The organism is Streptomyces sp. NPDC055966 (assembly GCF_042269865.1).
In the GTDB taxonomy this organism is placed as follows: domain Bacteria; phylum Actinomycetota; class Actinomycetes; order Streptomycetales; family Streptomycetaceae; genus Streptomyces.
In genome coordinates, this window is record NZ_JBHJYK010000010.1 from 278,584 (window position 1) to 293,509 (window position 14,926).

The 14,926-nt window shown below is 71.9% G+C and carries 14 protein-coding genes; 2 read left to right on the top strand and 12 right to left on the bottom strand.

Going from position 1 to position 14,926, the window contains the following annotated elements; genetic code table 11:
• Positions 1 to 73: 73 nt before the first annotated feature.
• The 11 genes from ACFC8N_RS22975 to ACFC8N_RS23025 form a co-directional block, all read right to left on the bottom strand.
• Positions 74 to 388, bottom strand: coding sequence for a hypothetical protein (locus ACFC8N_RS22975; RefSeq protein ID WP_356037157.1), 315 nt, complete (start codon positions 386 to 388; stop codon positions 74 to 76).
• Between the two features lie 93 nt (positions 389 to 481).
• Complete coding sequence (gene gatB, locus ACFC8N_RS22980) at positions 482 to 1,996, bottom strand: Asp-tRNA(Asn)/Glu-tRNA(Gln) amidotransferase subunit GatB (protein ID WP_356037154.1); 1,515 nt, start codon at positions 1,994 to 1,996, stop codon at positions 482 to 484.
• 16 nt (positions 1,997 to 2,012) lie between these two features.
• Positions 2,013 to 2,255 (bottom strand): hypothetical protein, encoded by a 243-nt coding sequence (locus tag ACFC8N_RS22985; protein ID WP_158925082.1) that lies wholly within the window; start codon positions 2,253 to 2,255, stop codon positions 2,013 to 2,015.
• Entirely contained in the window at positions 2,252 to 3,751 is a 1,500-nt protein-coding gene (gene gatA / locus ACFC8N_RS22990; protein ID WP_376289358.1) for an Asp-tRNA(Asn)/Glu-tRNA(Gln) amidotransferase subunit GatA, read from the bottom strand. Before gatA ends, ACFC8N_RS22985 begins: the two co-directional genes overlap by 4 nt.
• Positions 3,752 to 3,756: 5 nt before the next feature.
• On the bottom strand, positions 3,757 to 4,053 hold the full coding sequence (gene gatC / locus ACFC8N_RS22995; RefSeq protein WP_006130840.1) for an Asp-tRNA(Asn)/Glu-tRNA(Gln) amidotransferase subunit GatC: 297 nt from the start codon (positions 4,051 to 4,053) through the stop codon (positions 3,757 to 3,759).
• 281 nt (positions 4,054 to 4,334) lie between these two features.
• Positions 4,335 to 4,829: a cupin domain-containing protein gene (locus tag ACFC8N_RS23000; protein WP_376289361.1), complete on the bottom strand. Its 495-nt coding sequence runs from the start codon at positions 4,827 to 4,829 to the stop codon at positions 4,335 to 4,337.
• A gap of 210 nt (positions 4,830 to 5,039) precedes the next feature.
• Entirely contained in the window at positions 5,040 to 7,310 is a 2,271-nt protein-coding gene (locus tag ACFC8N_RS23005) for a bifunctional diguanylate cyclase/phosphodiesterase (protein ID WP_362822401.1), read from the bottom strand.
• A gap of 259 nt (positions 7,311 to 7,569) precedes the next feature.
• Complete coding sequence (ligA, locus tag ACFC8N_RS23010) at positions 7,570 to 9,768, bottom strand: NAD-dependent DNA ligase LigA (protein ID WP_356037144.1); 2,199 nt, start codon at positions 9,766 to 9,768, stop codon at positions 7,570 to 7,572.
• Between the two features lie 15 nt (positions 9,769 to 9,783).
• Positions 9,784 to 10,791, bottom strand: a complete 1,008-nt coding sequence (locus ACFC8N_RS23015; RefSeq protein ID WP_356037141.1) for a methionine synthase — start codon at positions 10,789 to 10,791, stop codon at positions 9,784 to 9,786.
• A 56-nt stretch (positions 10,792 to 10,847) separates the two neighbouring features.
• The gene (locus ACFC8N_RS23020) at positions 10,848 to 11,546 is read right to left on the bottom strand and encodes an SDR family oxidoreductase (protein ID WP_356037139.1); all 699 of its coding nucleotides are present in this window, start codon (positions 11,544 to 11,546) and stop codon (positions 10,848 to 10,850) included.
• Positions 11,547 to 11,583: 37 nt separating this feature from the next.
• Positions 11,584 to 12,114 (bottom strand): TIGR00730 family Rossman fold protein, encoded by a 531-nt coding sequence (locus ACFC8N_RS23025; RefSeq protein ID WP_376289363.1) that lies wholly within the window; start codon positions 12,112 to 12,114, stop codon positions 11,584 to 11,586.
• A gap of 73 nt (positions 12,115 to 12,187) precedes the next feature.
• Between ACFC8N_RS23025 and ACFC8N_RS23030 the strand changes: the two genes are divergently transcribed.
• Together ACFC8N_RS23030 and ACFC8N_RS23035 are read left to right on the top strand one after the other, a co-directional pair.
• Positions 12,188 to 12,511 carry a DUF427 domain-containing protein gene (locus ACFC8N_RS23030; RefSeq protein ID WP_356037134.1) on the top strand — a complete coding sequence of 108 codons (324 nt, stop codon included), beginning with the start codon at positions 12,188 to 12,190 and terminating at the stop codon, positions 12,509 to 12,511.
• A 62-nt stretch (positions 12,512 to 12,573) separates the two neighbouring features.
• On the top strand, positions 12,574 to 13,356 hold the full coding sequence (locus ACFC8N_RS23035) for an alpha/beta fold hydrolase (RefSeq protein ID WP_376289365.1): 783 nt from the start codon (positions 12,574 to 12,576) through the stop codon (positions 13,354 to 13,356).
• A gap of 34 nt (positions 13,357 to 13,390) precedes the next feature.
• Here ACFC8N_RS23035 and mnmA read toward each other — a convergent pair whose 3' ends face one another.
• Positions 13,391 to 14,515 (bottom strand): tRNA 2-thiouridine(34) synthase MnmA, encoded by a 1,125-nt coding sequence (mnmA, locus tag ACFC8N_RS23040; protein ID WP_356037129.1) that lies wholly within the window; start codon positions 14,513 to 14,515, stop codon positions 13,391 to 13,393.
• Positions 14,516 to 14,926: the final 411 nt, after the last annotated feature.

Genomic DNA, 14,926 nt, shown 5'->3' on the forward strand with positions numbered 1-14,926 from the left:
TTCACACGAGTGGGTGGGAGGTCACAGACAGTCCCGTAAACTCTGTCGCTTTATCGGGCACTTACTTCGGTCTTCAGTCGGACTGGTCCCCCAGCGCCATGACCATCGTCCCGGCGATCATCAGCCACAGCGCCCTGCGGGTACGGCCCCTGGCCCCGAGCGCGGCGGCGAGGGCGCACACGGCGGCCCCCAGGCCGTAGGCGGCGGGTACGCGGGCGGAGGCGGCGCCGGTGAGCTTGAACAGCGAGGCGGCGAGCCCGGCGAGGGTCAGCAGCACACCGGTGCCGACGGCCAGCCAGCGGGCCCGGCGGGCGTCTTCGACGTGGTCCGCCTCGTCCTCCGCCTCGGTTATGGCGGGTCCGGTGTCGGAATCGGTACGTGTGCTCATGGCGGGCGAGCGTAGTGCCTGTGCCCGGCAGGCATGCGAACGGCCCCGGAGGACATGCCTCCGGGGCCGCGCACAGCCATACACAGCGTGGGCTCAGCCCTCGCTGACGCCCAGCTTCTCCAGGATCAGCTCCTTGACGCGGGCCGCGTCGGCCTGGCCCCGGGTGGCCTTCATGACGGCGCCGACCAGGGCGCCGGCCGCGGCCACCTTGCCGCCGCGGATCTTGTCCGCGACGCCCGGGTTGCCGGCGATGGCCTCCTCGACGGCGGCGGTCAGCGCGCCCTCGTCCGAGACGACCTTCAGACCGCGCTTGTCGACGACCTCGTCCGGGGTGCCCTCGCCCGCGAGGACGCCCTCGATGACCTGGCGGGCCAGCTTGTCGTTCAGGTCGCCCTTCGCGACGAGCTCGGTGACCCGGGCCACCTGCTGCGGCGTGATGGCCAGCTCGTCCAGGGACGTGCCGGACTCGTTGGCGCTGCGCGCCAGTTCGCCCATCCACCACTTGCGGGCGGAGGCCGCGTCGGCGCCGGCGTCGATCGTGGCGACGATCGGGTCCAGCGCGCCGGCGTTGAGGATCGCCTGCATGTCGGTGGCCGTGATGCCCCACTCGGCGAGCAGCCGGGTACGGCGGGCCAGGGGCATCTCCGGCAGCGCGGCGCGGATCTCCTCGACCCACTCACGGGAGGGGGCCACGGGGACGAGGTCGGGCTCGGGGAAGTACCGGTAGTCCTCGGCCTCCTCCTTCACGCGGCCCGAGGTCGTGGACCCGGTGTCCTCGTGGAAGTGGCGGGTCTCCTGGACGATCGTGCCGCCGCCGGAGAGCACGGCCGCGTGGCGCATGATCTCGAAGCGGGCCGCACGCTCCACGGAACGCAGCGAGTTGACGTTCTTCGTCTCGGAGCGCGTGCCGAACTTCTCGGTGCCGTTCGGGCGCAGCGACAGGTTCACGTCGCAGCGCATCTGGCCCATCTCCATGCGGGCCTCGGACACGCCGAGGGCACGGATGACCTCGCGCAGCTCACGGACGTACGCCTTCGCCACCTCGGGGGCGCGCTCGCCGGCGCCCACGATCGGCTTGGTGACGATCTCGATGAGCGGGATGCCCGCGCGGTTGTAGTCCAGCAGCGAGTGCGAGGCGCCGTGGATACGACCGGTCGCGCCGCCCACGTGCGTGGACTTGCCGGTGTCCTCCTCCATGTGCGCGCGCTCGATCTCCACGCGGAAGGACTCGCCGTCCTCCAGCTGCACGTCGAGGTAGCCGTTGAAGGCGATCGGCTCGTCGTACTGGGAGGTCTGGAAGTTCTTCGGCATGTCCGGATAGAAGTAGTTCTTCCGGGCGAAGCGGCACCACTGCGCGATCTCGCAGTTCAGCGCGAGGCCGATCTTGATGGCGGACTCGACGCCGGTCGCGTTGACGACCGGGAGCGCGCCGGGCAGGCCGAGGCAGGTCGGGCAGGTCTGCGAGTTGGGCTCGGCGCCCAGCTCGGTCGAACAGCCGCAGAACATCTTGGTCCTGGTGCCGAGTTCGACATGGACCTCAAGGCCCATGACGGGGTCGTACGACGCCAGCGCGTCCTCGTACGACACCAGGTCGGTCGTGGTGGTCACGGTGAAAACTTCCCTCTCAGCCCAGCAGGACGTCGTCGTCGCCCAGCCGCTTCAGCTCGCGGTAGAGGATGGCGAGGCCGGTGACGATCGCGACGGCGGACACGGTGGCGTCGATCAGGCGCAGCGTGTCGTGCTCGGCGCGGGCCTTCTTGATCTGCTTGGCCACACCGATCGCGCCGAACGCGGTCGTGCCCATGGACAGGTACGTGCCGGACTTCGACTTCTTGAAGCCCTTGGCCTTCGACAGTGCGTTGCTCACAGCGACGGAGCCTCCTCCAGCAGCGGGTGTCCCCACTTTTCCACGAAGGCGGCCTCGACGGCGGCGCCCACCTTGTACAGCCGGTCGTCCTGGAGCGCCGGGGCGATGATCTGCAGGCCCACCGGGAGGTTGTCCTCCGGGGCGAGGCCGCAGGGCAGGGACATGGCCGCGTTGCCCGCCAGGTTGGTCGGGATGGTGCACAGGTCCGCGAGGTACATCGCCATCGGGTCGTCGGCGCGCTCGCCGATCGCGAAGGCGGTGGTGGGCGTCGTGGGGGACACGATCACGTCCACCTGCTCGAAGGCCTTCTCGAAGTCCCGCGTGATGAGCGTGCGGACCTTCTGGGCCGAGCCGTAGTACGCGTCGTAGTAGCCGGAGCTCAGGGCGTACGTGCCGAGCATGATGCGGCGCTTGACCTCGGGGCCGAAGCCCGCCTCACGGGTGAGGGAGGTGACCTCCTCGGCCGAGTGCCCGCCGTCGTCGCCGGTGCGCAGGCCGTAGCGCAGGCCGTCGAAGCGGGCGAGGTTGGAGGAGCACTCGGAGGGCGCGATCAGGTAGTACGCCGACAGGGCCAGGTCGAAGGACGGGCAGTCCAGCTCGACGATCTCGGCGCCCAGCTCCTTCAGCAGCTCGACGGACTCGTCGAAGCGCTGGATGACACCGGCCTGGTAGCCCTCGCCGCGGAACTGCTTGACCACGCCGACGCGCATGCCCCGCACCGAGCCGTTGCGGGCGGCCTCGACGACCGCCGGGACCGGGGCGTCGATGGAGGTGGAGTCGAGCGGGTCGTGCCCGGCGATGACCTCGTGCAGCAGCGCCGCGTCCAGGACCGTACGGGCGCAGGGTCCGCCCTGGTCGAGGGAGGACGAGAACGCCACCATGCCGAAGCGGGAGACCGCGCCGTACGTCGGCTTCACACCGACCGTGCCGGTGACGGCGGCCGGCTGGCGGATGGAGCCGCCGGTGTCGGTGCCGATGGCGAGCGGGGCCTCGAAGGAGGCGAGGGCGGCGGAGGAACCGCCGCCGGAGCCGCCGGGGATCTTGGTCAGGTCCCAGGGGTTGCCGGTCGGGCCGTAGGCGCTGTTCTCGGTGGAGGACCCCATGGCGAACTCGTCCATGTTGGTCTTGCCGAGGATGACGACGTCGGCGGCCTTGAGCCGCTTGGTGAGCGTCGCGTCGTACGGCGGGATCCAGCCCTCCAGGATCTTCGAACCGACGGTCGTGGGCACGCCCTCGGTCGTGAAGATGTCCTTGAGCGCGAGCGGGACGCCGGCCAGCGGGCCGAGCTTCTCGCCGCGGGCCCGCTTCTCGTCCACGGCGCGGGCCTGGGCGAGGGCGCCCTCACGGTCGACGTGCAGGAAGGCGTGCACCTTCTCGTCGACGGCCTCGATGCGGGCGAGGTGGGCCTCGGTGACCTCGACGGCCGTGAGCTCGCCGGAGGCGATCTTCTCGGCGATCTGCGCGGCCGTGAGCTTGATGATGGTGCTGTCCGTCATGTCGGTCACTCCTCCCCCAGGATCTGCGGCACCTTGAAACGCTGCTGCTCCTGGGCCGGGGCGCCGGAGAGCGCCTGCTCGGGGGTGAGCGAGGGACGGACCTCGTCCGCGCGCATGACGTTCGTCAGCGGGAGCGGGTGCGAGGTCGGCGGTACGTCTTGGTCGGCGACCTCGCTGACGCGGGCCACCGCGCCGATGATGTCGTCCAGCTGTCCCGCGAAGTGGTCGAGTTCTTCGGGCTTCAGCTCCAGACGCGCCAGCCGGGCGAGGTGGGCGACCTCCTCGCGCGTGATGCCAGGCATGCAGCGATCCTCTGGGGTGAGTGTGTGTGGTTTGGGGCTGGGGGCTGGCGTCGCATTTCCGCCGTCCGCCCGAAAGGCGGGTCGCGCGGCGTCTGGCGCGTGCGATCGCAAGGCGCCGGAGCGCCCTCGTGGCGGAGCCACGTGGGCGATTCGGCAACGCAGCGAGCGTGCGTGCCAGGCGTCGCGCGGCAGGCGGGAATGTGACGCCAGTCCCCAATCCTATGGGGCGGGGCCCTGTGCCCGTGAAACGGTTTCCCGGGGCGCGGCCGTCAGCGGTGTCGTCAGCGGTGCCGGCCGTCCCAGGCGTCGCTCCTCAGGAAGTGGTTGTCGTACAGCTCCTGGACCTCCAGCAGGCTCTCCGGGGTGACCTCGCCGAGGCGGATGCGCTGGAGGTGGCGGAAGTACTCGAAGCGCTCGACGCCGGGCGCGATCACGATCAGGATGTCGGCCGGGCTGCCGGGGGCCGCGGCGAAGGCATGGGGCCGGTCCGGCGGGACGATGATCAGGTCCCCGGGCCCGGCAGTGACCACGTCGTCCCCGGAGAGGAAGTCGGCGGCACCGTCGAGCAGGAAGAACATCTCGGCGGAGTTGTGGTGCACATGCGGTCTGGCGCCGTCGGCCCCCTCGGCGAGGGTGACCCGGACCGTGGACAGCGCGCCGCCGCTGGCACTGCTGTCGGCGAGCAGCTTGACGCCGGTGGGAGCCTGACCGACGACTTCGGCCTCGGCGTCCCGGACCACCACGGTGTCGTCGAACCTGGGCACGAACAGAGACATCGCACATCCCCCTTGTGTGGAGCCGGCCGGTGCGGGGCCGGACCGCGCAGAGCAGTCCGGCACTGATCAGTACAACGACCTCGGGGGCGAAGCAGATCCCGGACGCGACGGCTTTCGTGCCGCCGTCGCACAGGACGATCACCGACGGATCGGCCGGAGCAGCTCCTGGTCAGCCACTTCAGCGCGCCGTGGCGGCGCGGGGCGGGAAGGTCACTCGGCGCTGGGGAGTGCCGCCCGCGGCCGCTGCCATCCCCGCGACCCCCGCGCCAGCAGCCACGCCGTGGTCTCCTCCGGCGGCATCGCGGCGGCGACCAGCCAGCCCTGCACCGCGTCGCACCCCATGTCCCGCAGCCGCTCCCAGGTCTCGTCGTCCTCCACGCCCTCGGCGACGACGAGCAGCCCCAGCGAGTGCGCCAGGTCGACCGTGCAGCGCACGATCTCCGCGTCCTCGGTGTCGACGGCCAGCCGGGCCACGAAGGAGCGGTCGATCTTCAGCTCGCTCACCGGCAGCCGCCGCAGATGCACCAGCGACGAGTACCCGGTGCCGAAGTCGTCCAGCGACATCTTCACGCCGTGCCCGGTGAGCCCGGCGAGGGTGTCGGCGGCGCGCTGCGGGTCCTCCAGCAGGACGTGCTCGGTGATCTCCAGCTGGAGCGCCCCCGCGGGGACCCCGTGCCGGGCCAGCCGCGCCGCGACCGAGCCGGCGAAACCGGGCGTGTGCACATCGCGCGGGGAGACGTTCACGGCCACCGGCACCCGCAGCCCCTGGGCTCGCCAGCGGGCGACCTGCCCCAGCGCGGTCTCCAGCACGTACTCCGTCAGATGGGGCATCAGCCCGGAGGACTCGGCGATCGCTATGAACTCGTCCGGCGGCACCTTCCCGCGCTCGGGGTGGACCCAGCGCACCAGCGCCTCCAGGCCGGCGACCTGGCCGTCGAAGCGGACCTTGGGCTGGTAGTGCAGCTGCACCTCGTGCGCGTCCAGCGCCCGGCGCAGATCGCCCAGCAGGCCGAGGCGGTCGGGAGTGTTGGAGTCCCGCTTGGACTCGTAGACCTCGACGCCCGTACGGTCGCGCTTCGCCTGGTACATCGCCACGTCCGCGCGGCGCAGCAGTCCCTCGGCGTCCAGGGCGTGGTCGGGGAAGACGGCGACGCCCGCGCTGGCCTCCAGGACGAGGGTGAGGCCGTCGAGGTCGAGCGGGGAGCTGAGGGCGGCGACGAGGCCGCGGGCGACACGGGTGGCCGACGTGGTGGAGTCGGCGACGGGCAGTAAGACCGCGAACTCGTCGCCGCCGAGCCGCGCGGCCTCCGCTCCGCGCGGCAGGGCGAGGCGCAGCCGGTCGGCTATCTGGAGCAGCAGCCGGTCACCGGCGAGATGACCGAGGGTGTCGTTGACCGACCGGAAACGGTCGAGGTCGATCAGCATGAGGGCGGAGCGGGCGCTGATGCGTTCGGCGTCGTCGAGCGCGGTCCAGATCCGCTCCAGCAGCCACTGCCGGTTGGGCAGCCCGGTCAGCGGGTCGCGCAGCTGCTCCTCGGCCCGCGCGCGGGCCATCCACAGAGTGGAGTCGAGGGCGATGAGCGGGATCGCGAACAGCGGCAGCAGGATCGGCTGGGCGTCGGCGACGACACACAGCAGGGGCGCGATGCCGAGCAGCGCGACGGCGAGAAGGCCCTGCCGGACCAGGGACGCCCGGTCGACGGTGGGCACCTTGCCGTCGACCGGAGCGTGCAGGTACCACAACAGGCCGCGGCTGACCGCGAGGTAGACACCGGCGACGAGGACGACCTCCGGCGCGGTGGGGATGCTCCAGCTCTCCGGCCGCCAGGGTGTCTCGACGCTCGGGACCCGGCCGAACGCGCCGAGGAGCAGCGCGCCGGCGCCGATGCCGAGGAGGTCCACCGCGCCGTGCAGGACGCCCTGGCGCCAGCGGTGGCGGCGGGCGATGCCGACCAGGACGACGACGGTGAGGCTGACCATCCCGGCGGGCACCCAGCCGTAGAGCAGCAGGACGGCGAGGGTGAGGGCGGCGCCGGAGCCGGTGCCGCCCCACCAGCGGGCGCGGCCCAGCATGACGAGGTGGCCGACGATGACGCCGGTGAGCAGGGCCAGCGACCAGCCGACGGTGCCGCCCGGGAAGAGGGCGTGGTGACCGGCGAAGGCGCGGTAGAAGCCGGCGGCCAGGACGAGGGCGGCGCCGGCCACGAGGGCCGCGGGCAGGGCGGGCCAGGGCAGGCGCCGGGCCGGCCCGGCGTCGGTTCCCGTCCCGGGCCCGCCCGGCCCGGTCAGGCCGCGGGCCGGTTCGACGGCGGTCACGGGTATCGGCGGATGGGCCTCGGCTACGGCGCCCGGACCGGCCCGGCGGACCCGGCCCGCCGCACGCCCGTCCGCCCGTACCGCCCACCGGGTCCCCCGCCAGGCACCCGCGCGACGGCGCAGACGCAGCCGTGAGTCCGGGGCGACGCTCTCGGTCGGTTCCATTCCCGTCCCTCTCACACCCGGCGGTGCCCACGCCACGCGGCCCGATGTCCGACACCCATCAGCGGCTCCGCGTTGAAGAAACGTTCCCCGCGCCTTGGGAGCGCACGGGAATGCCCCGACCGCAGCTGGGCACGGCAGGCGCACACCTCAACAGTAGGCCGCTGAAGGCTTCCACGGGCACCGGTCGTCGACGGTTGCCCGAATGCGCCCAGGCCACCCGTATGCATCTGATATGCGCCGATCGGGTGGCCTTCAACCGCTACTCCTCGGTCGGAAGCGCGACTTCGGCCGCGGCGTCCGGGCCCTGCTCCAAAAGGACGGCGAAACCGTCCTCGTTCAGGACCGGAACCTTCAATTGCATGGCCTTGTCGTACTTCGAGCCGGGATTGTCACCCACAACGACGAACGACGTCTTCTTCGATACGGATCCGGTCACTTTCGCGCCCCGGCTCTGAAGCGCGTCCTTGGCACCGTCCCGTGTGAAGTTCTCCAGCGTTCCGGTGACGACGACGGTGAGCCCCTCCAGCGGGCGCGGGCCCTCATCTTCGCCGGTGGACTGGTCCTCCAGCGGGACTCCGGCGGCCTTCCACTTGCGGACGATCTCCCGGTGCCACTCCTCGGCGAACCATTCCTTGAGCGCGGTCGCGATGATCGGGCCGACGCCGTCGGTGGCCGCCAGCTCTTCCTCGCTGGCCTGTTCGATACGGTCGATGGAGCGGAACTCGCGGGCGAGGGCCTGCGCGGCCACCGGTCCGACGTGCCGGATGGACAGTCCGTTGAGGAATCGCGCCAGCGGGCGCTGCTTGGCCGCCTCGATGTTCTCCAGCAGGGCGAGGGTGTTCTTCTTCGGCTCACCCTTCTGGTTGGCGAAGACGGTGACGACCTTCTCCTCGCCCGTCTTGGGGTCACGCTTGGGCAGACCGCTGTCGGGGTCGAGGACGTAGGCCTTGATGGGCAGCAGCTTGTCCACCGTCAGGTCGAACACGTCGCCCTCGTCCACCAGCGGCGGGTCGGCCGGCTCCAGCGGGCGGGTGAGCGCGGCGGCGGCCACCGCGCCGAAGCCCTCGATGTCCAGGCACTCACGGCCCGCGAGGTAGGTCACGCGCTCGCGCAACTGGGCCGGACACGTACGGGCGTTGGGGCAGCGGAGGTCGATGTCGCCCTCCTTCATGGGCCGCAGCGGCGTGCCGCACTCCGGGCACTCGGCCGGCATCACGAACTCCCGCTCGCCGCCGTCCCGCAGGTCGACCACCGGGCCGAGGATCTCCGGGATGACGTCACCGGCCTTGCGGATGACGACCGTGTCGCCGATGAGGACGCCCTTGGCCTTGACGACCTCCTGGTTGTGCAGGGTGGCGAACTCGACCTCGCTGCCCGCGACCGTGACCGGCTCCACCTGGGCGTACGGCGTGACGCGGCCGGTGCGGCCGACGCCCACCTTGATGTCGATGAGCTTGGTGTTGACCTCTTCCGGCGCGTACTTGTAGGCGATCGCCCAGCGCGGGGCCCGCGCGGTGGAGCCGAGTCGGCCCTGGAGGCGGATCTCGTCCAGCTTGACGACGGCGCCGTCGATCTCGTGCTCCACCGAGTGGCGGTTCTCGCCGTCGTAGTGGGCGATGAACTGCCGTACGCCGTCGAGGTCGTCGACCACCCGGTTGTGCGGCGAGGTGGGCAGGCCCCAGGTCTTCAGCAGGTCGTACGCCTGGGACAGCCGGGTCATGCCCGTGAAGCCCTCCAGGGCGCCGATGCCGTGGACGACCATGTGCAGCGGGCGGGTGGCGGTGACGCGCGGGTCCTTCTGGCGCAGCGAACCGGCGGCGGCGTTGCGGGGGTTGGCGAACGGCTTGTCACCGGCGGCGACCAGGCGTTCGTTCAGCTCCAGGAACTTCTCCATCGGGAAGTAGACCTCGCCGCGGATCTCCACCAGGTCCGGGACCTCGTCGCCGTGCAGCCGGTCCGGGATCTCGGTGATCGTACGGACGTTGGGCGTGATGTCCTCGCCGGTACGGCCGTCGCCGCGGGTCGCCGCGCGCGTGAGGCGGCCGTGCTCGTAGGTGAGGTTGACCGCGAGGCCGTCGACCTTCAGCTCGCACAGGAAGTGGTACTGCTGGTCGCCGAGTTCGCGCGCGATGCGGTCGGCCCAGGCGGCCAGTTCCTCGTCGTTGAAGGTGTTGTCGAGCGACAGCATGCGCTGGCGGTGCTCGACCGCGGTGAACTCCGTCTCGTACGACCCCGCGACCTTCTGGGTGGGCGAGTCCGGGGTGCGCAGCTCCGGATACTGCTCCTCCAGGGCCTCCAGAGTCTTCAGGAGCTTGTCGAACTCGGCGTCGCTGACGACGGGAGCGTCCTTCACGTAGTACCGGAAGCGGTGCTCCTCGATCTGCTCAGCGAGCTGCGCGTGCTTGTCCCGTGCCTCGGCGGGCACTGCCGTCTCCGCCTGCTGCTTGTCGCCGGCCACCGTGTTGTCCTCCCGTTACTCTGGGTTGTCCGCGAGGGATCTCGCCGCCCGGACGCAGTGGGCGAGGGCCTGGCGTGCGTACGCCGGGGAGGCGCCCGCCAGACCGCACGCCGGGGTCACCGTGACGGCCTGCGCGAGCAGCCCCGGTTGCAGCCCCAGCCTGCGCCACAGCGTCCTGACACCCATGACGCTACCGGCAGGGTCTGACAATGGGCCGTCCGTGCCCGGCACGACACCGGCGAACAGCCGCGTGCCGCCCTCGACGGCCTCGCCGATCGCATCGTCGTCACGCTCGGTGAGCAGTGAGAAATCGAAGGAGACGGCGTGCGCGCCGGCCCGCCGCAGCAGGGCGAACGGCACGTCGGGGGCGCAGGAGTGGACGGCGACGGGGCCGTCGCCGTGTACGGCGATGACGTCCCGGAGGGTGGCCTCGACGACCTGGCGGTCCACGGCGCGGTGGGTGCGGTAGCCGCTGGCGGTGCGGACCTGGCCGCGCAGGACGGCGGTGAGCGTGGGCTCGTCGAGCTGGAGGACGAGGCGGGCGCCCGGGACACGGCGCCGTACCTCGGCGAGGTGGAGCCGCAGCCCCTCGGCGAGGGAGGCGGCGAGGTCGCGGCAGGCGCCGGGGTCGGAGAGGGCGGACTCGCCGTTCCTCAGCTCCAGGGCGGCGGCGAGCGTCCAGGGGCCGACGGCCTGCACCTTGAGGTCGCCCTCGTACCCCTGGGTGAACTCCTCCAGGGCGTCCAGGTCCTCGGCCAGCCAGGACCGGGCACGCTTGGTGTCCCGGCCCGGCCGGTCGCCGATCCGCCAGCCGCTGGGCTCCACGCGCGCGTACAGCTCGACCAGCAGACCGGCGCTGCGGCCGATCATGTCGGCGCCCGGCCCGCGCGCGGGCAGCTCGGCGAGGTGCGGAAAGTCCTCGAAGCTGCCGGTGACGGTCTTTGCCGCTTCCCTGGCGTCCCCGCCGGGCATGGATCCGACGCCGGTGGCCGCGGGGAACCTGAACTGGGTGTTCTCACTCACCTCGGCAGGGTATGCCGTGGCCGCGGCGGGGAGCTGCGCGCCCCGGACCGTCGAGGTCAGCGCCCCGGCCGTACCGTCAGGTCGTTGACCTCCGCGTCCCTCGGCAGGTCCAGGGCCATCAGGATCGTCGTCGCGACCGACTCGGGGTCGATCCACTGCCCGGCGTCGTAGTCCTTGCCCTCCTGCTGGTGCACCTTCGCCTGCATGGGGCTCGCCGTGCGCCCGGGGTAGACCGAGGTGACGCGGACGCCGTTCGCGTGCTCCTCGTGGCGCAGGGAGTCCGCCAGGGCCTTCAGACCGTGCTTCGAGGCGGCGTACGCGGACCAGTTGGCGTGGGCGCTCAGGCCGGCCCCGGAGTTGACGAAGAGCACATGACCGCGGGCGGCCCGCAGCTGGGGCAGGAAGTGCCGGGTCAGCTCGGCGGGCGCGATCAGGTTGACGTTGAGCTGGTGGTGCCAGGACTTGGGGGTCAGCTCGCCGACCCCGCCGAGGTCGACGACCCCGGCCACGTGCACGAGGCAGTCCACGCGGTCGGGGAGGGTCTGGTGCGAGAAGGCCCAGGAGAGGCGGTCCGGGTCGGCGAGGTCTCCGACCAGCGTGCGGGCGCCGGGGAACTGCGCCGCCAGCTCCTTCGCGCGGCCCGCGTCGCGCGCGTGGAGGACGAGTTCGTCCCCGCGCGCGTGCAGACGGCGGGCGACGGCGGCGCCGATACCGGAACCGGCGCCGGTGATCACATGTGTAGCCATGCCCGCCATGCTCGCATCAGCGGCCGCCCGCCCCCGCGGCGGTGCCTCATGTCGCGGACTCCAGGTGGGCCAGCGCGGCGGCCGGCTCGGCGGCGAAGAACATCAGCTCGGCCAGCGGGCGCGGCAGGAAGCCCTCGGCCTCCATGCGGCGGAACTGCGTCTCCAGGCCGTCGTAGAAGCCCGCGGTGTTCAGCAGGACGACCGGCTTGTCGGCGCGCCCGTGCTTCTTCAGCTCCAGGATCTCGGTGGCCTCGTCCAGCGTGCCGGTGCCGCCCACCATGATCACCACGGCGTCGGCCTTCTCCAGCAGCAGCCGCTTGCGCTCGGCGAGGTCGGGGGCGATGACCATCTCGTCGGCGCCGGGGCGCGCCTTGTTCGCGAGGAACTCCACGGAGACGCCCAGCAGCCTGCCGCCCGCCTCCTGCACACCGTCGGCGACGACCTTCATCAGGCCGACGTTGGAACCGCCCCAGACCAGCGTGTGACCGGCCCTGCCGAGCAGTTCCGCGAACTCGCGCGCGGGGCGCGTGTAACGCTCGTCGAGGTCGGCGGCGGACAGGAAGACACAGATGTTCATGGCCTCTACCGTACGCGGGCCGATCGCGGGCCGTGCCCGGGAAGAACCGGGCGCCCGGCGGTGCTTCCCTGATATGGCCGAAGGACACACCATCACCATCGAGCAGGGCGAGCGGCACGTGCGCGTGGTGCACGGAGACCTGGTGCTCGCGGAGACCGACCGACCCCTGGTACTGCGCGAGACGGGCTGTCCCCCGCGGTACTACATCCCCGCCGAGGACGTACGCCTCGACCTGCTGACGCCCTCCGACACCCACACCGTCTGCCCCTTCAAGGGCACGGCGTCCTACTGGTCCCTGGCGGACGCGCCGGACCTGGTCTGGGCGTACCCGGACCCGAAGCCGGAGGTGGCGGGCATCAAGGACCACTACTGCTTCTACGAGCCCGAAGTGTCATGATCTGCGCGGCACCGACGTGTCGTGAGCGATGAGTACCGGCCGGTGCGGCAGTCTGCACCGGCATGGACAAGAAGACGACGTCACGCGACGGCACCGCCCTCGCGTACGAAGTGACCGGCCAGGGGCCCGTGGTGATCCTGGTGTGCGGCGCGATGTCCACCGGGGGCACCGTGGCGCCCCTGGCCGCGCGGCTCGCGGACCGCTGTACGGCCGTCGTCTACGACCGCCGGGGCCGCGGGGCGAGCGACGACACGGCGCCGTACGCGGTCGCGCGCGAGGTCGAGGACCTGGCCGCGCTGGTCGACGCGGTCGGCGGGGAGGCCGCGCTGTTCGGGGTCTCGTCGGGCGGCGCGCTGGTGCTGCGGGCGGCGGCGAGCGGGCTGCCGGTGCGCCGGGTGGCCGTGTACGAGGTGCCGTACGCCGACTTCCTCCAGGGCGGGGCCGAGCGCGAGGCCGCGTACAAGCGGGCCCTGACCGAGGCGCTCGCGGCCGGCCGGCGCGGGGACGCGGTGGAGCTGTTCCTGCGGCTGACGGGCCTCGGCGAGGAGATGATCCGGGGCGCCCGCGACTCGCCGATGTGGGCCGGCATGGAGGCCGTCGCCCCGAGTCTCGCGTACGACGACACGGTCATGGGCGACGGGCTGCTCCCCCGGGAGGAGCTCGCCGCGATCTCCGTGCCCGTGCTGTCCGTCGCGGGCGGGGCGAGTCCGGCGTGGATGCGCGAGGCGTCCCTCGCGGTCGCCGACACCGTGCCCCAGGGCTCCCACCGGGTCCTGGAGGGGCAGACCCACATGGTGGAGCCGGAGGTGCTGGGGCCGGTGCTGGCGGACTACTTCACGGCCTAGGCCCCCTGCGGGCCGACCCCGTAGTACCGGAGGGCTACAGCGCGTCGGCTGTCGCGCGCGTGGTCGTCGCGATCGTCGCCGAGCCCACCACGCGCGTGCCGTCGTACAGGACGATCGCCTGGCCGGGGGCGACGCCGCGGACCGGCTCGGTGAAGGTCACGCGCAGCTCGCCGTCGACCGGCTCGGCGGTGGCCTCGGTCTCGCCGCCGTGCGCGCGCAGCTGGGCGGTGTAGGTGCCGGGGCCGGCGGGAGCGGTGCCGCACCAGCGGGGCTTGATCGCGGTCAGGCCCACCACGTCCAGGGCGGCGGCCGGGCCGACGGTGACCGTGTTGGTCACCGGGGAGATGTCGAGGACGTAGCGCGGTTTGCCGTCGGGGGCGGGCGTGCCGATCCTGAGGCCCTTGCGCTGGCCGATGGTGAAGCCGTACGCCCCGTCGTGGGTGCCCAGCCGGGTGCCGGACTCGTCGACGATGTCGCCCTCGGCCTTGCCGAGCCGCCCGGCGAGGAAGCCCTGGGTGTCGCCGTCGGCGATGAAGCAGATGTCGTGCGAGTCGGGCTTCTTGGCGACGGCGAGGCCCCGGCGCTCGGCCTCGGCGCGGATCTCGTCCTTGGTGGTGACCGTGTCGCCGAGCGGGAACAGGGCGTGGGCGAGCTGCTTCTCGTCCAGCACACCGAGGACGTACGACTGGTCCTTGGCCATGTCGGAGGCGCGGTGCAGCTCGCGGGAGCCGTCCTCGCGCACGATCACCTTGGCGTAGTGCCCCGTGCACACCGCGTCGAAGCCCAGCGCGAGCGCCTTGTCCAGCAGCGCGGCGAACTTGATCTTCTCGTTGCAGCGCAGGCAGGGGTTGGGGGTGCGGCCGGCCTCGTACTCGGCGATGAAGTCCTCGACCACGTCCTCGCGGAAGCGGTCGGCGAGGTCCCAGACGTAGAACGGGATGCCGATGACGTCGGCCGCGCGGCGGGCGTCGCGTGAGTCCTCGATGGTGCAACAGCCCCGCGCGCCGGTGCGGAAGGACTGCGGGTTCGCGGAGAGCGCGAGGTGGACGCCGGTGACGTCGTGCCCGGCTTCCGCGGCGCGCGCGGCGGCGACGGCGGAGTCGACTCCGCCGGACATGGCGGCGAGGACACGGAGGGGGCGCTGCGGGGTCTCAGTCATAGCCCTTCCAGGGTACGGGGCCCCGGGAGGCGACTCCGTAAAAAATCAAGGCCCAGACCCCTTGCATGCTATTCGGACCGATTTATCCTGGAAATAGACCTACGAGACGAGTGAGGGAGTCCAAGCGGAGTAGCCGACTTCAGCGAGAGATACAGGATCTCCCTTCACCGAGAGGTACGAGGTCTCCGCTGGTGCCGACGTCGACGCTCGGGCTGAGAGGCCGGAAGGTCGCAAGGACTGGACCGGAAGGCGACCCCCAGCTACCTGATCCGGACAATACCGGCGAAGGGAACCCGCCTCGTAGGTCGCATCATGCAGCGGTGGGGGGGCGCGGGGGGGGGGGGGGCCCGCGGCGGGGCGCAGCCGCCCCCCCCGGGGGCGGGTTAAAAAAAAAAAAACCCCCCCCGACAC